The 22,179-nt window shown below is 46.7% G+C and carries 14 protein-coding genes, 3 tRNA genes and 2 pseudogenes; 14 read left to right on the top strand and 5 right to left on the bottom strand.

Translation table 11 applies throughout. The features are described 5' to 3' along the window. The first annotated feature begins 494 nt into the window (after positions 1-494). Positions 495-1,472 carry an elongation factor P--(R)-beta-lysine ligase gene (gene epmA, locus LPW36_RS05230; RefSeq protein WP_230608369.1) on the top strand — a complete coding sequence of 326 codons (978 nt, stop codon included), beginning with the start codon at positions 495-497 and terminating at the stop codon, positions 1,470-1,472. Between the two features lie 336 nt (positions 1,473-1,808). On the opposite strand, the gene mscM is transcribed toward epmA, so the two are convergent. The 3 genes from mscM to rsgA form a co-directional block, all read right to left on the bottom strand. After that, positions 1,809-5,132 carry a miniconductance mechanosensitive channel MscM gene (gene mscM / locus LPW36_RS05225; protein WP_230608368.1) on the bottom strand — a complete coding sequence of 1,108 codons (3,324 nt, stop codon included), beginning with the start codon at positions 5,130-5,132 and terminating at the stop codon, positions 1,809-1,811. Between the two features lie 45 nt (positions 5,133-5,177). Beyond that, positions 5,178-6,044 (bottom strand): archaetidylserine decarboxylase, encoded by an 867-nt coding sequence (gene asd, locus LPW36_RS05220; RefSeq protein WP_230608367.1) that lies wholly within the window; start codon positions 6,042-6,044, stop codon positions 5,178-5,180. 201 nt (positions 6,045-6,245) lie between these two features. Beyond that, positions 6,246-7,289 (bottom strand): small ribosomal subunit biogenesis GTPase RsgA, encoded by a 1,044-nt coding sequence (rsgA, locus tag LPW36_RS05215; protein ID WP_230608366.1) that lies wholly within the window; start codon positions 7,287-7,289, stop codon positions 6,246-6,248. A 90-nt stretch (positions 7,290-7,379) separates the two neighbouring features. Here rsgA and orn point away from each other — a divergent pair, with 90 nt between their 5' ends. The 4 genes from orn to LPW36_RS05195 all read left to right on the top strand — a co-directional run bounded on the left by orn (position 7,380) and on the right by LPW36_RS05195 (position 8,827). Next, entirely contained in the window at positions 7,380-7,925 is a 546-nt protein-coding gene (gene orn, locus LPW36_RS05210) for an oligoribonuclease (protein WP_230608365.1), read from the top strand. Positions 7,926-8,096: 171 nt separating this feature from the next. Beyond that, positions 8,097-8,172, top strand: a tRNA-Gly gene (locus tag LPW36_RS05205). A gap of 467 nt (positions 8,173-8,639) precedes the next feature. After that, positions 8,640-8,715: transfer RNA gene (locus tag LPW36_RS05200), tRNA-Gly, on the top strand. Between the two features lie 36 nt (positions 8,716-8,751). Next, positions 8,752-8,827, top strand: a tRNA-Gly gene (locus LPW36_RS05195). Between the two features lie 125 nt (positions 8,828-8,952). Here the strand turns inward: LPW36_RS05195 and LPW36_RS05190 are convergent. Beyond that, positions 8,953-9,118, bottom strand: a pseudogene (locus LPW36_RS05190) (alpha/beta fold hydrolase); the annotation flags it as partial. Between the two features lie 443 nt (positions 9,119-9,561). On the opposite strand from LPW36_RS05190, the gene LPW36_RS05185 reads away from it, so the two are divergent. The 3 genes from LPW36_RS05185 to LPW36_RS05175 are packed head-to-tail and all read left to right on the top strand — an operon-like array spanning position 9,562 to position 13,520. Then, positions 9,562-10,713, top strand: a complete 1,152-nt coding sequence (locus LPW36_RS05185) for a merozoite surface protein 3b (RefSeq protein ID WP_230608364.1) — start codon at positions 9,562-9,564, stop codon at positions 10,711-10,713. Then, complete coding sequence (locus LPW36_RS05180; protein ID WP_230608363.1) at positions 10,710-12,092, top strand: DUF6384 family protein; 1,383 nt, start codon at positions 10,710-10,712, stop codon at positions 12,090-12,092. The genes LPW36_RS05185 and LPW36_RS05180 overlap by 4 nt, the downstream gene beginning before the upstream one ends. A 3-nt stretch (positions 12,093-12,095) precedes the next feature. After that, positions 12,096-13,520 (top strand): hypothetical protein, encoded by a 1,425-nt coding sequence (locus LPW36_RS05175; RefSeq protein ID WP_230608362.1) that lies wholly within the window; start codon positions 12,096-12,098, stop codon positions 13,518-13,520. A gap of 352 nt (positions 13,521-13,872) precedes the next feature. On the opposite strand, the gene queG is transcribed toward LPW36_RS05175, so the two are convergent. Next, on the bottom strand, positions 13,873-15,012 hold the full coding sequence (queG, locus tag LPW36_RS05170; protein WP_230608361.1) for a tRNA epoxyqueuosine(34) reductase QueG: 1,140 nt from the start codon (positions 15,010-15,012) through the stop codon (positions 13,873-13,875). On the opposite strand from queG, the gene nnr reads away from it, so the two are divergent. The 6 genes and pseudogenes from nnr (at position 15,011) to hfq (ending at position 22,171) form a co-directional block, all read left to right on the top strand. Next, positions 15,011-16,513: a bifunctional ADP-dependent NAD(P)H-hydrate dehydratase/NAD(P)H-hydrate epimerase gene (gene nnr, locus LPW36_RS05165; protein ID WP_230608360.1), complete on the top strand. Its 1,503-nt coding sequence runs from the start codon at positions 15,011-15,013 to the stop codon at positions 16,511-16,513. The two genes, queG and nnr, sit on opposite strands and share 2 nt — an antisense overlap. A gap of 25 nt (positions 16,514-16,538) precedes the next feature. Continuing rightward, on the top strand, positions 16,539-17,027 hold the full coding sequence (tsaE, locus tag LPW36_RS05160; protein ID WP_230608359.1) for a tRNA (adenosine(37)-N6)-threonylcarbamoyltransferase complex ATPase subunit type 1 TsaE: 489 nt from the start codon (positions 16,539-16,541) through the stop codon (positions 17,025-17,027). A gap of 4 nt (positions 17,028-17,031) precedes the next feature. Next, positions 17,032-18,767: pseudogene (gene amiB / locus LPW36_RS05155) on the top strand (N-acetylmuramoyl-L-alanine amidase AmiB). A 27-nt stretch (positions 18,768-18,794) separates the two neighbouring features. Next, positions 18,795-20,795 (top strand): DNA mismatch repair endonuclease MutL, encoded by a 2,001-nt coding sequence (mutL, locus tag LPW36_RS05150; protein WP_230608358.1) that lies wholly within the window; start codon positions 18,795-18,797, stop codon positions 20,793-20,795. Between the two features lie 4 nt (positions 20,796-20,799). After that, positions 20,800-21,726 carry a tRNA (adenosine(37)-N6)-dimethylallyltransferase MiaA gene (miaA, locus tag LPW36_RS05145; protein ID WP_230608357.1) on the top strand — a complete coding sequence of 309 codons (927 nt, stop codon included), beginning with the start codon at positions 20,800-20,802 and terminating at the stop codon, positions 21,724-21,726. Positions 21,727-21,880: 154 nt separating this feature from the next. Beyond that, complete coding sequence (gene hfq / locus LPW36_RS05140) at positions 21,881-22,171, top strand: RNA chaperone Hfq (protein WP_130590214.1); 291 nt, start codon at positions 21,881-21,883, stop codon at positions 22,169-22,171. The last annotated feature ends 8 nt before the right edge of the window (positions 22,172-22,179 follow it).

The raw sequence follows: 22,179 nt of genomic DNA, 5'->3' as shown, positions 1-22,179 counted from the left end.
GCAATGGTACTGTTGGGATTCGCTTCGGCAGCGGCAATGGCTGCACGAAGACCACCACCACCTGCTCCGATGATAGCAATGTCTGCGTTAAAGGTTTGCACTGCATTCCTCCAAATGTTCCAGTTTAATAATGAAAAGTAAGTCTTATACCAGCCAGTCAGATCTAAGCATTAGGAAAATCTGATGTTAACCTTTAGAACCACCGAAAATATTGGTGAATCCAGTATAGGACATCTATTCTACCTAATCTTATGTAGATGAATATTGACGAGATCGATTTTTTTTATAGTTAGTCAGCATAATCCATTCATTTTTTTTGAAAATGGTTATATTAATAAAATGTGATCAATATATTAAATAAATGTATTTTCATATTATTTCATTCCTAACTAACAGAATCTGTGCTGGCTGAAATCGGAAAACTGCGGGTAAATTTGTCTGTCGGAAGAGATAAGGGTAGACTGCCGGACTAAATTAATTTTGGAGTAGAGAAAATGAGCGACCTGGCCAGTTGGCAGCCCAGCGCTTCTATCGCTAAATTATTAAAACGTGCGAAAATTGTCAGTGAAATCAGACGGTTTTTCTCTGAGCGCGGCGTGTTGGAAGTGGAAACTCCGGCAATGAGTCAGGCAACGGTTACGGATATCCATCTGTTCCCTTTCCAGACGCGTTTTGTCGGACCGGGTGCTGCGGATGGTATGACGCTGTTTTTAATGACCAGTCCTGAGTTTCATATGAAGCGTCTGCTGGCTGCTGGCAGTGGTCCTATCTATCAGATGGGCAAAAGCTTCCGTAATGAAGAAGCGGGTCGTTATCATAACCCTGAATTCACCATGTTGGAGTGGTACCGCCCACACTTTGATATGTATCGTTTGATGAACGAGGTGGACGATCTGCTTCAACAGATTCTGGATTGTGAAGCCAGTGAAGTGGTTTCCTATCAACAGATCTTTATTCGTCATCTGGAAATTGACCCCCTTTCTGCGGATAAACCTCAGTTAAGAGCGGCTGCGGCTAAGTTGGATATGGAAGAGCTGGCCAATCGGGAAGAGGATCGCGACACCCTGTTGCAGATGTTGTTTGCGTTTGGCGTGGAGCCGCATATCGGTCAGGAAAAACCCACTTTTGTTTATCACTTTCCGGCATCACAAGCAGCATTGGCGGAAATTAGCTCTGAAGATCACCGCGTGGCGGAACGCTTTGAGGTCTATTATAAAGGTGTTGAGTTGGCAAACGGTTTTCGTGAGTTGACCGATGCAGGTGAGCAGCGTCAGCGCTTTGAGCAGGAAAACCGTAAGCGTGAAGCCCGTGGTCTGCTGGTTCATCCCATTGATGAGAACTTTTTGGCTGCTTTGGCTTACGGCATGCCAGAGTGTGCTGGCGTGGCGCTGGGCGTTGACCGTTTGATTATGATTGCGCTTTCAGCACAGTCGATTAGTGAGGTTATGGCGTTTCCGGTGGATAGAGCCTAATTATTGTTGTTCTTTTAGGTTGTTTAAATTTAGTTTGGAAGATATTCTGGCCGTAAAAACTAAGCACTAATATTGCTAATGTGCTCGGCCGGAAAGGCCTTTGTACTCAGCTACAGAGTGCATCGGGCCTAGTCCGCCTGGGGGCTGTTACAAAACACCTTCGGTGTTTTGCCCTTCGGGCCAGCGCTAGCGCTGTTCAAACAGGCTTTGCCTGTTTGTCCGGCAGCTAAAGCTGCTACGACCCCAACGGCGGCCTCTCCCGATGATTGACATTTGCTTGAATAGAAAAAGGCGCTTTAGGCGCCTTTTTGATGTCTGGATCAAACCTTTATCAGGTTAGATTTCTCCGGTTTTAAACCGGGGTTTGAGGCCGGCGCGGGAGAGGGCGTCGGCGCGCATCTGGAATGGTGGGAACGGCAGCGTCAGGTCGTGATCTGCATAGGCTTTGAGAATTAACGAATGCATTTCATGGCGTAACGGCATGCGCATGCCCATTTCAGCAGCAAATACCCGCAGTTCAAAGATTTGGATACCTTGCTGAATATCCACCAGGAAGGCATCCGGTGCCGGGGTTTCCAGTACGAACTGGCATTTGTGTGCGGCGTCTTCCAGTAGCTGTTTCACCAGATTTGGATCGGTATCCGCCGTTGCCGGAACGGTTAATACAATACGGGTGACGGAGTCAGACAGCGACCAGTTAACAAACTGTTCGGTAATAAATGCCTGATTTGGAACAATAATCTCTTTTCTGTCCCAGTCAACAATGGTGGTGGCTCGCGTATTGATTTTGGTAATCGAACCGGTTAGCTCACGTATTGTTACGGTATCGCCAATACGAATAGGTTTTTCAAACAGGATGATCAGGCCGGAGACAAAGTTGGCGAAGATCTGCTGTAAACCAAAACCAAGCCCCACACCGAGAGCTGCAACTAACCACTGAAGTTTGGACCAGTCGACACCAATCATCGAGAAGGCCACCATACCGCCAATCAGCATCAGAATATATTTGGTGATGGTGGTAATGGCATAACCGGTACCGGGGGTCAGATCTAAATGCTGAAGGATTGCCAGTTCCAGCAGTGCCGGTAAGTTACGAACTAACTGGGTGGTAACAATAAATACCAGAACGGCTATCAGCACGGAACCCAGGGTAATTGCCTGAATGCTCTCCGTTCCCTGCACTGATGAAGTCACATCCCATAAACGGATATTTTCCAGGAAGGCGAACGCCGAATGAATTTCCGACCAGAGAATGATAAGAGAAACCAGAGCAACCATGGTCAGAATGGAACGTACCAGCTGTAGCGACTGGGCACTAATGGCATCCAAATCGACCACCACTGAGTCATCATTTTCTGATGGCCCTTCAGTGCTGGTAGGCAGGCTCTCTTCTTCACCTTTTGCCCGTTGTGCCAGCCGCTCCGCACGACGCTGTTTGGCCCGATCAAATTCGATTCTGCGTCGCTGAATCAGCATCCAACGGCGGATGATATGGTAAATAACCAGCAGACCAAACCAAATGGCAACCGATGCTTCCAGCCGTAACAGCAGTGCTTGTGCAGTAGCCAGATAGCCAAAGCAGGCGGACAACGCCGCGGTAATCGGAGCGCAAATCAGGAAGGTCCATAACGCCTGATTAACCATATTCTCACCGGAACCTTTACGGTCAAGATAGAGCGGTATACCGGCTCGCCTCAGGTTGGTGGTCATCATGACTAACGCACCACATAACAGGAGGAAGCAAATGCGGCCTAATGTGCCGGAGAATTCACGATCGTTAAAGTTATCAAAGCTGATTGAGGCAATAATTAACGGCACGACCAGCCAGAGCGACAGGCGGTAATAACGCATAGCGCGTGCTACCCGGTTTTGCGACCAGCGAAAATGGGCGATAAATAACCCTTGCGGATGAGCAAAGCTGGCGCTGATCATAAATACCCACATCAGCGGTACGGTAGCGTTAACCCCTTCACCAATGGCTACAGCAATAGGGTACTGCCAGGCATGTTGCAGGCCATAGGCCAGCGCCCACCAGAGTACCGGTAGAGGTACTGCAACAATGACTGACCAAAATACGGTACGAATCGTTGATGAGAATTGGTCTTGAGTCACCTTACCAATACGTGATGCCACCCGTTCTAAAAATGACTGATAGTGGCGACGAGAACTAAAACTAAAGCCTACCAATACCAGTGCGGCCAAAATCAGCACCACGGATTCTTTAGTGGTGAGCATCATACCAAAGGCACCACTAAGTTCAGACAGCGTATCCAGCGATACCAGCTTATTCAGATCCTGCAAAACCTGAATCGGATAACTCAGGTTCAGTGAATTAATATCAGCCACCCAGAACAGATAACGATGGGAAGCGTCTTTTATTTCTACCAGTGCATCTATCAGCTGATTATTAGAGACTTTCAGCTTAGTCAGTTCAAGGATCAGTGAATCATCACCGGCGAGTAAGGATGACAACAGCTCTTGCTGCATTTTGACCTGTTGTTTGGCGAGCTCTTGTTGCGAGGCGGTAAGAGGCTGCCCATCATCCTGTAGCAGGGGAGCTATATGGGTCAGTTTGTCACGCTGTTCGTCCAGACTTAAACGCTGTACCCGAATTTCAGCCATTTCACTATCCAGCGGCTGGGGTTTTGGCATTTCCGGCAGGCGGGAAACCTGCATTCTTAAACTTTCGCCTAATGCGGTAGACATACCCAGCCACTGGGCCTGTTCACTAAGGGAACTTAACGCCTGACGAACCTGCAATATTTTAGAAATTGTTGCTCGTTGTTCTGTGGAGATCTCATCTAAGCGTATCGCCTGCTGGCTTAAGCGTTCAGACAGTTCCTGATTTTCTTGTAACAGCTTGCGGACGGAAAGTGGCAGATCCCCATGTTGTTCAGCCAACTGGGTTGTCTGCTCCAGCGTTTGCCGGGTTTCTAACTGGCGACGGGTGTTTAGCTGATTATTTATTAGTTGCAACAGGCTGTCAGTTTTAGCCTGTTTTTTCTTTACCACTTCAATCTGTAAGCGAGATATTTCTTGTCGGTTACTGGCAGAGAGCTGCTCTAATTCCAGCTCATCCGCTTTGGATTTGTAGAAAGCCAGCTCGGCCTGAAACAGCAGTGACTTGGCCTGATTAAGCGGAGTCGTTTGGTTGTTTTGTTCCGGCAGGCGACGTTCAAGATCGCCAAGTGCTTTACGAGTCGACGCCTGTTGTAACGGAAGCTGGGTTAGTGAGTTACTGATTTCGCGGGCGCGATCCTGCTCTTGCTGAAGCTGGCGGCTGAGTTCCAGCAGTTGGCTATTGGTCTGAATTGACAGCTGTTCCAGCTCGGCCAGCGTTAGATTTCCAGACGGTGGCTGTGCTTCATCATTATCGGTTTCCAACTGAGCACGCAGGGTTTTGGTGAGTTTAGGAAACTCATCAATGGCTTTGCGGTATTGCTGACTGCGCGAAAGAGATTCGGAGCGCTCAGTTACCCAATTGAGGGCATTTTGATAGGCGTCCAGAACCTCTTTCTGGTTTGGCATGTCTTTATCAGCTTCGACCAGTTTTATCTCCTGCTTGATCTGTCCGGCATCAAGCTGTGGAGCCGCTTGAAGTGGAGCCAGATATAGCAGGCTTATTAACAGTGCTAATAATAAACGGATCAGCTTCATCATTTACTCAGCTATTGATTAAGTTACAGAGGCCAGTGAAGTTCACCTTTATTGTTCACGGGCTTCCGCAAACAACTCTCCCATTCGGGTCGGCGTTTTGCACTGAAGAGCCGGTGAAAAAGTGATGCTGTTTTCAGTAAACAGGTTAATGACCGTAGAGCCTAATTTAAATCGGCCCATTTCATCGCCTTTTTTCAGTATAACCGCACCTTCGCCTTCGATTGGGTAAGTCCAGCGTTGCAGTACTCCCTGACGAGGCGGAGTAATGGTACCTGCCCATACGGTTTCAATGCTGCCAACAATGGTGGCACCAACCAGAATTTGTACCATCGGACCGAAATCCGTATCAAACAGGCAAATGACCCGTTCATTACGGGCAAACAGATTAGGAACATTTTCTGCGGTTAGTGGATTTACCGAGAACAGATCGCCAGGAACGTACAGCATTTCATGCAGCACGCCGTTGCATGGCATATGTACCCGATGGTAGTCGCGAGGAGAAAGATAGATAGTGGCAAATTGGCCATTACGGAATTTTTCTACCATCGACATATTGCAGGCCAGCAGGGCTTCCAGCGTATAGTCATGGCCTTTGGCCTGAAGTAATTTGCCTTCAGTAATTGGGCCTAACTGGCTGATGGCTCCATCGGCAGGCAGCGCCAGCTGGCGTTCGCCTTCAACGATAGGGCGGGCACCCTCTTTCAGCGGACGAACGAAGAAATCATTAAATGTGGCATAGGATTCAGGATCCGGCTGTTGAGCCTCCTGCATGTCCACGCGGTAATATTTGGCAAATCCTTTTACTACCAGACGGGTCAGCCATCCTGCCTGTTTACTGGCTCCCCAACCCGCCAGTTGAGTAAGCCCTTGCTTGGGGAGTAAATATTGTAACTGTACTTTTATACGATCCAGCACGGGGTATCCTCTTTGCGTTATCTGTCTGGCTGTTAAATCAAAGTTGCGCATTGTAGCGGGGCTGAAATATAAAGTCATTCACCTGCCGCATACCGCTATTAATTGTTTTTCATCCTGATTATGACCACAGCTAACTGGCAATGTTTCAGGTGATACATTCCCGGATTCTGTAAATAGTCAGACTCCGGGAATAATATGCCATTAATCTTTGGTTTCTAATGTGTTTTTACGAACTTTTACGTCTGCCATACTATCGAGAATTTTCAGATAGTTATCATAGCGTTCTTCGGTAATTTTTCCCTGCTCAACGGCTTCGCGGATGGCGCAACCGGGATCGTCAATATGTTTGCAGTCGCGAAACTTGCAGTGGCCCAGATAGTCGCGGAACTCAACATAGCCTTCTGTCACCTGTTCTGGTTCCAGATGCCAGAGCCCAAATTCGCGCACTCCCGGAGAATCAATAATGTCACCGCCATCAGGCAGGTGATACAGGCGAGATGCGGTAGTGGTATGCTGGCCAAGTCCGGAGTTATCTGATACTTCACCCACATGAATATTGGCTTCATCGGCAGGCAGCAGGGCGTTCAGCAGGCTGGATTTGCCCACACCGGACTGACCGGCAAAAATGCTAATGTGGTGGTCAAGGTGAGATTTTAACTCTGCCATGCCCTCACCGGTATAGCTGGAAACTTGCAGTACGGTATAGCCAATATGCTGATAAATTTGCATGGTTTGGTCGATAAACTCTCGACCTTCTTCATCCAGCAAATCGACTTTGTTCAATACAATGATGGGTTCAACTGACAGGGTTTCGCAAGCCACCAGATAGCGATCGATAATATTCAGGGAAAGCTCTGGCAATATTGCAGAGACGATAATAATTTGGTCGATATTGGCAGCGATGGGTTTTATGCCATCATAAAAATCGGGCCGGGTCAGGACCGAAACACGGTCGTGTACCGCTTCTATAATGCCTTTTGCCTGAGCGGTGATGGCCGCCCGCCACACCACCCGATCGCCGGTGACCAGTGAGCCAATGGTGCGGCGTATATTACAGCGGTGCAGGCTGGCATCCGGAGCTTCAACATCGGCGTGCTTACCAAAACGGCTAATGACGATGCCTTCCTGAGGCTCGCCAAACAGTGAATCGTCAGGCTTTGGCTTTTGATTTGTTGTCTGTAAACGTCGCTGATGGTTAGCAGCAACGCGTCGTTGTTGGCCTTTAGACAGTTTATTCTTACTCACAAAAATACCTTTTAGCAGCAGTGACAGTCGCCGGAAACGCCTCAAACGGCTATGATACACTGATGTTCAGTTAAACACGCAGGAAACATCATGTCCGGGAATGAGAATAACCTGATTTGGATCGATCTGGAAATGACCGGTTTAGATCCTGAAATCAATCGCATCATCGAAATCGCCACTATAGTGACGGATGCTAATCTGAATATTCTGGCTGAAGGGCCGGTTTTCGCGATTCATCAAACGGATGAACATATGTCGCTGATGGATGAGTGGAATACCACTACCCATACTGCAAGCGGGCTGGTGACACGGGTTAAACAAAGTATCTTTGATGAACAGGCGGCCGAGCAAAAAACCATTGAGTTTTTACAACAGTGGGTGCCTCAGGGATGTTCGCCTATTTGTGGTAACAGTATCGGTCAGGATCGCCGCTTCCTTTATCGCTATATGCCGGAACTGGAGCGCTATTTCCATTATCGTTATCTGGATGTCAGCACGTTGAAAGAGCTGGCACGCCGCTGGAAACCGGAAGTATTGGCCGGTATTACCAAGCAGAGTACTCATCAGGCGTTGGACGATATTCGTGATTCCATTGCCGAGTTGGCTTATTACCGTGAGAACTTTATTAAGCTGTAAGGCTGGCTGAAAAGCGAATGCCCGCTGCTTATTGCGGCGGTTTGTCTTTTTAATAAGCAGATGGAAAAGAATGTGCAGTTTTTTCGATAACAGGGCTTGCGGGGCGCATTAGTTTTCGTATAATGCGCTCCCTGTCACGTTGTTATTTGTATAACGTGCAGCCTTCCAAATGCGGGAATAGCTCAGTTGGTAGAGCACGACCTTGCCAAGGTCGGGGTCGCGAGTTCGAGTCTCGTTTCCCGCTCCAAATTTTTTTGTTAATTTTTCTACTTTTTAAACGTTGAATTGCCGTTTCTATAGGTGTTAACCGATCGGCTTCAACTTGCTGTTGGCCGAGGGCGAATATCTTTAATAACGCCGATACTTTCTGATTTTGCTCATAAGAAGCGATATCTTGTTTTACTGCTTACAGTACAAAGTGATGCAATGACGCTTTTGGTCTATTCTGTAATAGTCAGGAAAAACGATACCCAAACTCAGACAATCCCTATGGATCGATTTTGACCAATTGATGAAAAAATCGTCTGTATTGGTTGCTACAGTGGGCTTTGCGGTTATTTTGACCAGTAAAATTTTTCGTTAAAAGTCTTGCCAGCGTTATGAGTTTAGTACATAATGCAGCGCATCCAAACGCAGGGTGAAGTTATTTTGTTTTTATAATCATAGTGTTATAACAACAAGTTACCTTGCGTAAGGGGTTATCTGCATTGAGATGCGGGAATAGCTCAGTTGGTAGAGCACGACCTTGCCAAGGTCGGGGTCGCGAGTTCGAGTCTCGTTTCCCGCTCCAAATTTCAGATAACAGTATAAGATTTACCTCTCTAATGCGGGAATAGCTCAGTTGGTAGAGCACGACCTTGCCAAGGTCGGGGTCGCGAGTTCGAGTCTCGTTTCCCGCTCCAGATTCTTCTTCGTACAATCCTCAAATTTTATTGCTCATACAACAATGCTTTGTGATGTTTTGTCATACCGAATTTGCAATATATTCCCGTAACCATTGATGCGCCGGGCATGTCCTGCAACCAGAAGCTATCACAGGGTAGTCATGGAAGGCGAGAAACAACATTTGATCTTCAAAGGCGTCAGTAGAGAATGGCCAGCCGTGGTTAAATACTATCGGTTGACCATAACCCCCAATCCTTATAATACAGCGTCGTTTCATCTTTGAGCTTAATCGTATTTGTTGTTGGCATCTTTCCGTTCCTTATACGTTCTTGCTAAAAATTAATTTTTAAATCATAAGATTAGATATATGACGGGTGTTGGATTTTCATATTGAACGGTTTTTCTGAAGGAGAAAAATTGAACGATTTTCTTCCCCCGGCGATTAAGCCTGGTATAAAAATGCGAGGTGAATCGATTGATCGAAAGAGAGGCTTTTCCACAGAAAGTGTTTTGACAGGTATTACAGTTAATTATTTATAACATCATGATTAATAAATAATTTGTTATTTTTGGTGTTTACTCTTTTATTGGCATAGCAGTTAAGGAATGGTATAACATCCGGCAGATCAGATTGCTGACACTGTGCTGGAGAACCAGCTCCGACAATGTACTGAAAGGGATACTTCGGGGAACAGTCATAAAAACACACTCTGTTAGCGTACTTATATCGCACTAAAGCAAGGATAACCTGATGAATTCTATTGTTTCATATACTGACCGCGCGGTTCAAAAACTTAAACAATTAGGCATTATTGTTGCCGGAGAGCCAGAAGCACCGGTCATGACGCTGCTGGATGCCATTTCCAACCTTGATAATAATCGCGTAGTGGTCATTGCCCGCACGCTGCAACAGCAAAGCAGCTTTAACGCCATTGTGCGTGACAACATTATGGGTATGGACATTGCTAACCGTCAGGGCACTATTGTGGCGGCATTCGATTCTATTCGTAATGATGCACAAAATATGGTGACCTGGCTGGACGACGGTAAATTAGATTTGGCTGAAAGGGTTAAGAATGGCTGGATGGTTTTGGTCAGAGGCTCAATTCCGGATCGCTTCAACAAGATCAAAGAAACCTATATGGAGGTTGCAAAAGCCTCATCTGAACAAATCAGCCGTGAACGTACTATTTTAGATGCCTATCAGGATTTCCGTTTTGGCCTGAAACAGGCGCAAATTGATGCTCAGGAACTACTGACATTAGCGGAAAAGAATCTGGACCAGTGTAAAACCCAGCTTCAGGCTGCTCACGATGCCAGAGAGAAAGCCACTACCACAGATGCGGCTGAACTGGCGCGTTTAGAACTGAGCCGTGATGAAGCGCTACGTGTGATGCAAAAAGAAGATGAGCGCTATCAGATCGTGAAAGATCTTACTGAAAACCTGTTGGTGGCTTATAACTCGGCGGAAGCAGTATTTGCTCGTTTACAGCAAACCTCATCGGTAAAAGAGCGTGTTTATCGCCAGAGTGTGGTGTTTTTCTCCACTAATGAGATCGTATTTACGGCGCTGTCAGCCTCAATGACATCATTAAGTGGCCTGTCTGAAAGTACCAAAACGCTGGAAGCAATGAAGGAAGGCATCAATAAAGGTCTGGAAACTATTGCTGAAGCGGGTAATAAACATCTGGAAGCGGGTTTGCGTGCAGGCTATGGTTCGACCATTAAAGCAGAATCTATTCGCTCACTGGTTAATGCTATCACCAGTTATCAGGAGTCCAGCCATAAGCTGATTGAAGAGCTGCGGGTAGAGTCAACCAACAATGCGAAAGAGCTGGAAAATATCGTAGAAGACGGAAAACGTCGCTTCTCTGAAATTGTGTTGAAGGCTGCCGTTGAATGAGTGAAGTAAAGCTTAGCGATCAGTTAGGTGCAATGGCGATTATTGATGACCTCTATCAGCAGCAGATCGCGTTAGAAGAACAGCTTAATCCGGTTGGATTACGCCGTAAAATCGCCGAAAAAATCAAAGAGTATTACCAGTCGAGAGGCATGAACATTCAGGACGAACTGATAGATCAGGGCGTGAATGAATGGTTCTCCGATCGACTGCGTTTTCAGATGATTAAGCCTGCATGGCATCAGCGCCTGCTGGCTAAGCTTTACCTTAAGCGTCGAATTTTTATCTACCTGTTTATTGCGGCACTAATTGCGCTGGGCGTCTATTTCAGCGCCGGCTATATGATGACCCGAGCAGTAAAAGATTCGATAGTTAAACAGCAAGAAATTGAAGTTCAGCTTGTTAAGAAGATCGCCGGTTATCAGCGTGAATTCGATGCGTTGAGTCAGAAGCCCTTGCGCTATGCCACATCGCAAGGGCAATCTTTGAAAGATGAAGGCGCAAAACTCTTCGTCCAACTGCGTGAGAAGCAGCTTGCTTTTGATCGCACGTTAAACCTGAGCAAATCTTCTCGTCCTGCTCTGTTGGACCAGAAAGATTATCTGGTTGCTATTTACCAGATGATGGAAAAAGACGATCGCTCGCTTGGCGATATACTGACTCGCTATCAATCAGTGGTGAATAATGACAAACGTATTCAGCAGGTTGCCGATGCCAGGAGCTTCGAACTGCTGTATCAAAAATATCAGCCGGTTCGCAAAGCTTTTGATACCGCAACCTATGCCGTCACCAATAACTCGCCAACGCTCAGTGCTGATATCACTTCACTGGAAACCAGCTACAGGGATGCGCTCGATATTCATAAACTCGCGTTGCAGGCCGATAATCTGGTTAGCTCATTAAACAGTCTGGTTAAGTTGCCGCAGGATAAAGCTACGGTTAAAGGCTATGCGGATGCAATTCAGAACGATCTGAGTCTGTTTCAGGTTACGCAAGCTAAAGAGACGCTGCAACAGTTAGAGTATTTGAAGCAGTTAGCCCAGACCAGCCTGACTTTAACTATTGTTGATCGCGTTGGTGAAAAGTCTGGCGTGGAAAGAACCTATGACGACAGCGGTGGTAAAACCTGGTATGTGGTGGTTGAAGCCTTGACTCCGCAAGGGAGAGTCTTCCCGCTGTGGCTGACAGACTCTGAAACCGGCAAACTCCGGCAGGTGACTACCTTTGGATTGCAGGTACCGCAAAGTGAATATTTGAAAGTCAGAAACGATAAGATGGATGACGGTCATATTCAAAATAATCTGGCGGGTAAAAAACCGGTAGGCTCTCTGGATTTCAACTATGCTCGTTCCAGTAACGGCAAAATCATTATGGAGTGGTAAGTTATGAAAGCTTCTGAAGTATCCGCTCTTATATATGACCATGAAATTAAGCTGGAAAGACGAGCTCGTGAGCTGAATACCAATATTATGCTCAGCCGCGAAAAGATTGTGGAACTGAAAAGAGAACTAATGAGTATCTACCAGCAGATGGCTAAAGTGCTGTTGCTGGAGAGTCCTGACGTTCAGGATCTTAGTCAGATCAATCAATTGATCGATCAACTGAAGAGCCAGATAGCAGATTTAAATAATCGACTGAGCGCGTTAAAGCAGAAAGCGGAAAAAGATCGGCAGAAGTATAAAGAGCTAACAGCCGAAGCCGGAGAGTTAGAAAAACGTCGTGACGACCTGCTGTCGCAAGATCCTGCCTTTGTCTCCCTGAATAATAAATATATCCAGGCTGATAATGATGCCTTATCGATTGATGAGCAGAGCTCTCAGGTTCAGGAAGAAGCCAGTAACAAGTTAGCTGAATATGATTCAAACCCTTCGTTTCATTATTTAATCCAGCGTAAGTTTAGCCAGCCTGATTATCGGGGAAAATGGATTTTCCGTAATCTTGATAACTGGCTGGCTCGCCAGGTTGATTTCCCTCGTAATTTCCGTAATTACAATATGCTACATGCGATGAAACAGGAAATCGCTAAACGTCAACTGACGATGAATCAGCGACTTGAAGCGCTATCTGCAGAACGCGATACGATGATTGCCGGTGCTGCACAAAATGTAGGTTTGTCCGAGGTTAGTCAGCAGTTGGCCCGATTAGAGCAAGTGCTTGATGAAGGCCTCGTTAATATTAAAAAGCTGCATGACGAGTTGCGCAAAAATATCACTGGCGACGGGGTATTATTTGAATCGGTCACTGCTAAGATTGCCGAGGTTATGCAAACACTGCCGCTTGATAGATTAAATGCATTGACCTTAAAAACAGAATCTTCTTTAGATGATGAATTATTGAAAAGAGTGCTGGCAACGAAAAATAGTATTGCTTCGTTTGAAAATATTATTGCTACGCTCTACCCGGAATGGGTAAGAACAGGTACGGAATACGATCGTATTCATGCTATGGCACAGAGTTTTATTAATAGCGATCTGAATCGTAGTAAATACCAATATGATATTGGTATGAATCAAATAGAAACCATTTTAGTTTCAATTTTTAGCGGTGATTTTGGTTCCCGCCATCTGCTGGAAATATTAAAAAGCGTCAAATATGTACCCAACAATAATAGTTCCAGCTCCAGTTCAAGCTCTTCGGGTGGCTTTTGGTCTACATCCAGCTCCAGCAGTTCATCTTCGTCACGAGAAAGTTCCAGCCGTTCATCTTCTGGCAGTGGAGGATATAGTTCCTCATCTTCATCAGGTGGCGGAAGTTTTAGTACTTCTTCTTCATCCGGTGGTGGTAAATTCACTACCACCGATAGTTTTTAAATTAATGCTGAAAGAGAATCATGTTATCTTTCGGCATTAAATTATTATCAGCATTTTCTGCGAATTATTAGCTGTATTTGAAATTGCTCTGTGAGTCTTTATTTATATACCCTTCAATTATTGTCAACAGAGTTATCCACAGATTTATTCTTTCAGGGGATAAGATTATTATTTAATAATCTAAAAACGCTGTAAACTTTATGACTTGAAATTAAAAGGATTTTTAATTTTAAATTTGTTATTTTGATCGCTTGACGTTTTTTGGGCAATTGATAGATAAAGCCTTTTATTTTTTTATGCACAAACTACCGCGAATTTATATTATGCTATTTTCTTCCTCTTATGAGATAGATTATGCATCCCTGGGTAATCCTTTTTCTATGGAACGAATAAGCCTGAGCTGTTTAGGTGCCAGCACCTCTGTACCCTGCTGTTCACGCTTTTCCCACTGGCGAGCAAGAGCCCACTCTATGTGTTCGTCAACGATGGGGTAGAGGCCTTTTCTTTGTTTTAAAGCTTCAATAATTTCAGCCTGATAAGGTGCGTTTCCCAGCGCCACGCTGATATTTCTTAGCCAACGGAAGTGACCAATTCTGCGTACAGGAGAACCCTCAGTTTTAGATAGAAATGTGGCCTCATTCCAGGCATATAGTTCTAAAAGAGATGAGTGATGTAACGTGGATCTTGGAAGAAAATCGTACTCTTCGGTGATTGGTGCCACCCGATTCCATGGACATCCCATCTGGCAATCATCACAGCCATATATTCGATTACCCATCAGTGGACGTAACTCTTCGGGAATTGCGCCTTCCAGTTCTATAGTCAGATAAGAGATACAGCGCCGGGCATCAACAACATAGGGTTCAACAATGGCACCCGTTGGGCATAAGGTCATACAGGCGATACAACGCCCGCATTCTTCTTTTACCGGCTGGTCAACAGGCAAAGGAATATCTACCAGTAATTCCCCAAGAAAAAACCAGGAACCCGCTTCACGATTAATAATTAGTGAGTACTTACCTGTCCAGCCAATGCCTGCTTTGGCTGCCAATGGCCGCTCCATAATTGGGGCAGAATCCACAAAGGGGCGGAAATGTAAATTTTCGCAATGTTGCTGAATTTTCTCTCCTAACTTTTTTAATCGTTGGCGTAATACTTTATGATAATCACGGCCTAACGCGTAGCGGCTGATATAGCCAATATTGGGATCGGCAAGGGACCTGGCGAATGAAGCATGAGGGGGAAGGTAGTTCATGCGTACGCTGATAACACGTAATGTTCCCGGTTCCAGTTCATGAGGTCTGGCTCGCATCATGCCATAGCGAGCCATCCATGCCATATCACCATGGTATTGCTTATCAAGCCACGCTTGCAATCGGGGTTCTTCCAGCGTCAGGTTGGTGTCGCATATACCCACCTGCTGAAAACCTAGTGCTTGCCCCCATTGCTTGATATGTTGGGCTAATAGATTGAGATCGAGAGGATGTGACATGGCAGACCATCAGCAAAAACGGAACACCCTAAGTTTACCACATTCTGTCTTCAGCGCCGACTGGGTACGTGAAAATGAAAAACTGGCAGCCCGACACATCGGTGTTTCACTCTATAAGCTTATGGAGCGAGCGGGTGAAGCGGCGTTTCTTTTATGTCGTAAACTCTATCCGGATGCCCGACGCTGGCTGATTTTATGTGGGCACGGTAATAACGGTGGCGATGGGTATGTTATTGGTCGCTATGCCAGACAATATGGTATTGAGGTGGCTTTAGTTGGCTGTGGCGATGTACATACACTGCCGCCGGAAGCTCGTCAGGCGCGGGATAACTGGAGCAATAACTATGGTTCTGTATTGCCGGAGAATGCCGCATGGCCAGAGAATTACGATTTAATTATTGATGGTTTGTTAGGAACCGGAATTCAGTCTGAACCTCGGGAGCCTTACTCCACGTTGATTCATCGGGCCAATCAATATCCCGCCCCTATTATGGCACTGGATGTTCCTTCTGGTCTGAATGCTAACACCGGAGTGGCAAGTGGGGCGGTTATTCAGGCCAGTCAAACAGTAACCTTTGTGGCGTTAAAATCAGGGCTGTTGACCGGACAAGCCAGAAATGTAACCGGCACACTGTATTATGATGCTTTAGGATTATCTGACTGGGTCAGGGAACAAAATGCCCCGATTCAACGTCTTACCGTTACCGATCTTCAGCGGTGGATTAAACCTCGTCGCCCCTGTTGTCATAAAGGCGATCATGGCAAATTGCTGGTGATTGGTGGCGAGGTTGGAACCGGTGGCGCTATTCGAATGGCGGCAGAAGCGGGATTACGTACCGGTTCAGGATTAGTACGGGTGTTAACCCGGGCGGAGCATATTGCCCCTGTTTTAGCCGCCCGTCCTGAGCTGATGGTTCAGGAACTGACGGAAGAGAGTCTGGATGCCGGTATCGCCTGGGCAGATGTGATTGCTATCGGGCCGGGATTGGGTACTTCGGAATGGGCTAAAGCGGCCATAAAACAGGTCAGTGCCAGTGAAAAGATCATGTTGTGGGATGCAGATGCGTTGAACTTGCTGGCAATCAGCTCCGATAAACGGCAAAATCGCATCATTACGCCCCATCCCGGGGAGGCCGCCCGACTGTTGCAGTGCGATATTCAACAAATTGAAAGCGACCGCTTACTTTCAGCACAGAAACTGGCTGAACGTTATGGTGGCGTGGTGGTACTGAAAGGCGCAGGAACGGTTATTGCTGATGAGCATCTTCATTTGGCAATTGCTGATGTAGGCAATGCAGGGATGGCATCCGGCGGCATGGGCGATCTGTTGTCTGGTATTATTGCCAGCCTGTCCGGACAAGGCCTTTCGCCGTTTGATGCTGCTTGTGCTGGCTGTGTTATTCACGGTGGTGCAGCAGATATTGTCGCATGGCGACAGGGGGAAAGAGGTATGATAGCCACGGATTTACTGCGGGAAATACCAAAGCTGGTGAACCCTTGATTAATTGAATGATATTCAGGAATACATGAAAGAATTGGTTTTAACATTAGCCGACGAAGCTGCTACGGTTGCTTTAGGTGCCGCACTGGCGGGTACTTGTGATAAATCAGGTGTGATTTTTTTGCAGGGCGACCTTGGTGCGGGAAAAACCACCTTTAGCCGAGGTTTCCTACAGGCTTTAGGTCATCAGGGGAACGTCAAAAGCCCCACTTATACGTTGGTAGAACCTTATAATCTGGGCCATTTCAACGTTTATCACTTTGATTTATATCGCCTGGCCGATCCGGAAGAGCTCGAATTTATGGGGATTCGTGACTATTTTCAATCAGACAGCCTGTGTCTGGTTGAGTGGCCACAGCGTGGGAGTGGTATGTTTCCTCAGCCCGATCTGGAGTTACATTTTAGCTATCATGATGAGGGGCGGCAGGTTGTGCTGTCAGCGGGAACCGCACAGGGTGAGCTGATGTTGGCACGTCTTAATGATATTTCCCCGTCCGGGCTACAGGAAAAGTAAAACGATGAAGAAAATCTGGATTGGGTTACTCTCTCTGGTGTGGTTAGCATTTGCCGGGCCTGCCGGAGCGGCATCTTTGATTGATGTACAGGTTAATAACAGTGCTTCACAGGCTAAAGTAACGCTGGCGTTTGACAGTCAGCCTATCTATGCCTATTCCAGCGAAAAGAATCCGGCCCGGGTTCTGATTGATTTTCGCCAAAGTGGGCGTGCCGTTCAGGGGTTGCCGCTGAAGTTTAGCGGTCAAAATATTGTCAATCGTATTAGCTCCGGTACTCCAAAAGATAACAACAGTATTCAACTGGTCTTTGAGTTAAAACAAAATGCCACGGTAAAAGCCAGCTCCAGTAAGCAGGGCGCGCAATATTGGGTGGTATTTACGATTCAGTCCGAAAAACAGGCTGTACCGAAAACAGCGGCGACCAATAAGGCTACAGCCAAAGCACCTGCTACTAAAGCCAGCCAGTCTCAAACTTCGGGTAGTACCACAGAGCGTAACCCTTTCTCTGGTGATACAACCGCACCGCAAGACGATGTTATTGTTAAAACCGAGAGCCGCCCGGCGCGAGTTAGAAATAGTAGCAGTGAAAAGATTGTGATTGCTATTGATGCCGGCCACGGTGGAAAAGATTCCGGAGCGGTTGGTTTGAATGGATTGCAGGAAAAAACCGTTACCCTTTCCGTTGCCCGTAAACTAAAGGCGCTGTTGGATAACGATCCTGACTATAAAGCGGTATTAACCCGTGATGGTGACTATTTTATTTCTGTTATGGGGCGTTCAGACGTTGCCCGTAATAAAAATGCCCATTTGCTGGTTTCCATTCATGCGGATGCCGCACCCAACCGTAATGCGACGGGCGCCTCCGTTTGGGTGCTGTCTAACCGCCGGGCCAATACGGAGCTTGGGCGCTGGCTGGAACAACATGAGAAGCAGTCCGAATTACTGGGTGGCGCAGGGGATGTGTTAGCAAACAGCGAAGATAACCCTTATTTAAGCCAGGCGGTGTTGGATTTGCAATTTGGTCATTCACAGCGCGTGGGCTATGACGTGGCGGTAAAAGTACTGTCTGAAATGCGGCGTATTGGGTCGTTGCATAAGCGCAGCCCTGAACACGCCAGCTTAGGGGTGCTACGTTCGCCGGACATTCCTTCTCTGCTGGTAGAAACGGGGTTTATCTCAAATACCGGTGAAGAGAGTCTGTTAGGTAGTGCTGATTTCCAGAATAAGCTGGCGCAGGCTATCTATAAAGGTATTCGCAGCTATTTTCAGGCCCATCCGTTAGATTCGGCCACGCCATCGAAAAAGGCCAGTGCGGTTCAAACCGGCAAAGCGCCAGAAAGTGCTGACAAGCAGTGGAAATAGGAATAAAACATCCGTTCATGTGGTGAAACGCGGTGAAACCTTATCACAAATAGCGGTAAGCTACGGTTCAAGCATGAAAACGCTGACAGCGCTAAATGCATTGAAAAAAGAGCATGTTTTGGTTGGTCAGCGCTTGAAAGTACCAGCAACGACCCCCATAACTAATCAGGTAACCGCTTCGACAGGTAAAAAAGAGACCAAATTGGTTAAAAAGATAGCCGATAGCCGATAGCCGCAAGCATAAGGTGGTTCAGGGTGATACTCTGTCAGGGATCAGTAGTCGGTACGGTGTTAGCATCGCAGAATTGAAGCAGAATAATAGAATGACGTCAGATGAGGTTCGCTTAGGGCAGGTTCTGACTATATCAAGTTCATAAATATCGGGTTTATTATCAGGAGTTGTCATGCCGATTCAGGTTTTGCCACCACAGTTAGCAAACCAAATTGCCGCAGGTGAAGTTGTTGAGCGGCCGGCATCCGTGGTGAAGGAGCTGGTGGAAAACAGCCTGGATGCCGGGGCAACTCGTATTGATATTGATATTGAGAAAGGTGGCGCTAAACTCATTCGCATCCGTGATAACGGTTGTGGAATCAAGAAAGACGAGCTGGGTTTAGCGCTGGCTCGCCATGCAACCAGCAAAATTGCCACTCTTGACGATCTGGAAGCGATTATCAGCCTTGGATTTCGTGGCGAAGCGCTGGCCAGTATTAGTTCGGTTTCCCGTTTAACCCTGACTTCCCGCACCGCAGAGCAAAATGAAGCCTGGCAAGCCTATGCGGAAGGTCGGGATATGGAAGTGACGCTTAAGCCCGCAGCCCATCCCGTAGGGACCACGCTGGAGGTCCTCGATCTGTTTTATAATACGCCCGCACGCCGTAAATTTTTACGTACTGAAAAAACAGAATTTGGCCATATTGACGAGGTGATCCGTCGTATTGCACTGGCGCGTTTTGATGTCAGTATTAACCTGCAACATAATGGCAAAATGGTCCGTCAGTATCGGGCAATAAAAGAGAACGAACCTCGTGAACGCCGTTTAGGCAGTATCTGTGGCACTCAGTTTTTGCAACATGCACTGGCCATCTCATGGCAGCATGGCGATCTGAAAATTGACGGCTGGGTTGTTGACCCGGTTGGCGCTCGAACCCTGACCGATATGCAGTATTGTTATGTTAATGGCCGTATGATGCGCGATCGTTTATTAAATCATGCGATACGTCAGGCATATCAGACTCAACTGGCAGAAGATCAGGCTCCGGCCTACGTCTTATATCTGGAAGTTGACCCGCATCAGGTGGATGTTAATGTGCATCCGGCTAAACATGAGGTCAGGTTCCATCAATCCCGTCTGGTGCATGATTTTATCTATCAGGCGGTAGTCACGGTTTTACAACAATCTGGTGCTCCGGTATTACCACTTGGTGATAATTCAGCCGAAGGCGGCAGTGAAAACAGCTGGCAACCAGAAAACCGTTCTTCTGCCGGAGAGAATCGTTTTAATCGTCCGGCAGGCGCCAGTACGGCATCGAATGAATCTAAACAACCATCGGTAAATAAACCTTCTGGTTCTCATGGTGGTGGCAGTAGTGCGGCCTCTTATACGCCGGGAGCGACGCGTTCGCCTACGTTGGTGGCGCGTGAAAATGATCTTTATCGTCGCCTGCTGCAAACGGATGTTACCGCAGATAATAACACGTCGGATTCAGTTTCTGGTTCGACTAAGCCGGCGTTGTTCCCTGAAAAAAGTGCGCCATTGCCGGATGTGGCAACCACGCTGAAAACACCACAGTTTTCCTCACGTACCCAATCAACGTCGCCAATTCCGGCCTCTATGCTGGATAAAGGAGCGGCTCATAGCTTTGGGCGAGTACTATCAGTATGGCAACCTTGCCATGCCATTGTAGAGCGAGGAACGGTACTGGCTTTATTATCACTGCCGGTGGCGGAACACTATTTACGACAGACTCAGCTGTTACCGTCGTCTGAGCCGCTTAAGCCACAACCTCTGTTGATTCCACTGGCGTTAACCTTGGGTGATAAAGAGAAGCAGGGAGTTACCAATCACAAAGCGCTACTGATCCACTTTGGTATTGACCTTTCCCTGGAGCGTAATCGCCTTCAGGTTCAGGGGGTACCTTTACCGTTGCGCCAACAGAATTTACAGCAGTTGTTGCCGGCAATGCTGTGTTATCTGGGCGATAACGAAACGGTAGATAAGCAAATGTTAACACACTGGCTGGCGGACAAATTGACCAGTGAAAATACCCAATGGACTCAGGCCCATGCAATACAACTATTGGCAGATTTGGAGCGATTATGCCCTGAGCTGATTGCTAACCCACCGGCCAATATGTTGCAGCCGATTAACCTGCAACCAGCCCTGGAGGCCTTACAGGGTGAGTAGCAATATGAATACATTACCTGCTGCTATCTTTCTTATGGGGCCAACAGCCTCTGGAAAAACGGCTTTAGCGGCAGAGCTTTACAAACATTTACCTGTTGAAGTAGTGAGTGTTGACTCCGCTTTGATATATCGTGGTATGGATATTGGTACTGCCAAACCAACCCGACAAGAGCTGGATGAGACGCCACACCGGCTGATTGATATTCGTGACCCGTCGGAGGCGTATTCTGCGGCAGATTTTCGTGCAGATGCGTTAAACGAGATGACCGATATCGTGAGCCGAGGGCATATTCCCCTGTTGGTAGGGGGAACCATGCTGTACTTTAGGGCACTGCTGGAGGGTTTATCACCTTTGCCTTCTGCCGATTCTAAAGTGCGGGAACAAATAGAAAATGAGGCAGCGCAGTTGGGGTGGGCGGCTTTGCATCAACGTTTGCAACAGATTGACCCAATAGCGGCAGCCAGAATTCATCAAAATGATCCACAACGATTAAGCAGAGCACTGGAAGTTTTTTACATTTCAGGTAAAACTTTAACAGAGTTAACTCAAATTGCTGGTGAAACGTTACCATATCGTGTACACCAATTTGCTATAGCGCCATCTTCCCGTGAGTTATTGCATCAGAGAATTGAAGCACGTTTTCATCAGATGATTGCGATGGGTTTTGAGGATGAAGTTCGGAAATTGATGGCTCGCGGTGACTTACACACTGACCTTCCCTCCATGCGTTGCGTGGGCTACCGGCAGATGTGGATGTACCTGAACGGAGAGATTGACCACGAAGAGATGGTTTATCGGGGAATTTGTGCGACTCGGCAGCTTTCTAAACGGCAAATGACATGGTTGCGAGGTTGGGAAGGTGTTGATTGGTTAGATAGTGAGCAATTGCAGAATGCCATGGAAAGAGTTACACGTGCTATTAGTGTATAGGCTTATGATTGTGTACAATTAATAGGTTATATACTTTAATGTACTCAATGGCTTTGTTTTGTACGAAATGTATCATTTTTACGCAGTTTATTTTAGGGCCTCTGGCTCTTGGTAACAAACAACAAATATATACAAAGAGATAAGGAAAAGAAAAATGGCTAAGGGGCAATCTTTACAAGACCCGTTTTTAAACGCACTGCGGCGTGAACGTGTTCCAGTTTCTATTTATCTGGTAAACGGTATTAAGTTACAAGGCCAAATCGAATCTTTCGATCAATTCGTTATCCTGTTGAAAAATACTGTTAGTCAAATGGTTTATAAGCACGCTATCTCTACAGTAGTGCCCTCCCGTCCTGTTTCGCATCATAGCAATGCGCCAACTGGAAGTGTGGGTAACTACCAGGGTGGTATGCAGTCACAACAGGAAGATGATGTATCTGAATAAGTTACTCA

Source organism: Limnobaculum eriocheiris (genome assembly GCF_021010575.1).
Classification (GTDB): Bacteria; Pseudomonadota; Gammaproteobacteria; order Enterobacterales; family Enterobacteriaceae; genus Limnobaculum; species Limnobaculum eriocheiris.
This window is presented reverse-complemented; position numbering and strand designations above follow the sequence as displayed.

Excerpts from the sequence above, each read along its gene's own strand:
- epmA (WP_230608369.1), top strand. The coding sequence starts at position 495 with ATGAGCGACCTGGCCAGTTGGCAGCCCAGCGCTTCTATCGCTAAATTA.
- mscM (WP_230608368.1), bottom strand. The coding sequence starts at position 5,132 with ATGATGAAGCTGATCCGTTTATTATTAGCACTGTTAATAAGCCTGCTA.
- orn (WP_230608365.1), top strand. The coding sequence starts at position 7,380 with ATGTCCGGGAATGAGAATAACCTGATTTGGATCGATCTGGAAATGACC.
- LPW36_RS05185 (WP_230608364.1), top strand. The coding sequence starts at position 9,562 with ATGAATTCTATTGTTTCATATACTGACCGCGCGGTTCAAAAACTTAAA.
- LPW36_RS05180 (WP_230608363.1), top strand. The coding sequence starts at position 10,710 with ATGAGTGAAGTAAAGCTTAGCGATCAGTTAGGTGCAATGGCGATTATT.
- LPW36_RS05175 (WP_230608362.1), top strand. The coding sequence starts at position 12,096 with ATGAAAGCTTCTGAAGTATCCGCTCTTATATATGACCATGAAATTAAG.
- nnr (WP_230608360.1), top strand. The coding sequence starts at position 15,011 with ATGGCAGACCATCAGCAAAAACGGAACACCCTAAGTTTACCACATTCT.
- queG (WP_230608361.1), bottom strand. The coding sequence starts at position 15,012 with ATGTCACATCCTCTCGATCTCAATCTATTAGCCCAACATATCAAGCAA.
- tsaE (WP_230608359.1), top strand. The coding sequence starts at position 16,539 with ATGAAAGAATTGGTTTTAACATTAGCCGACGAAGCTGCTACGGTTGCT.
- mutL (WP_230608358.1), top strand. The coding sequence starts at position 18,795 with ATGCCGATTCAGGTTTTGCCACCACAGTTAGCAAACCAAATTGCCGCA.
- miaA (WP_230608357.1), top strand. The coding sequence starts at position 20,800 with ATGAATACATTACCTGCTGCTATCTTTCTTATGGGGCCAACAGCCTCT.
- hfq (WP_130590214.1), top strand. The coding sequence starts at position 21,881 with ATGGCTAAGGGGCAATCTTTACAAGACCCGTTTTTAAACGCACTGCGG.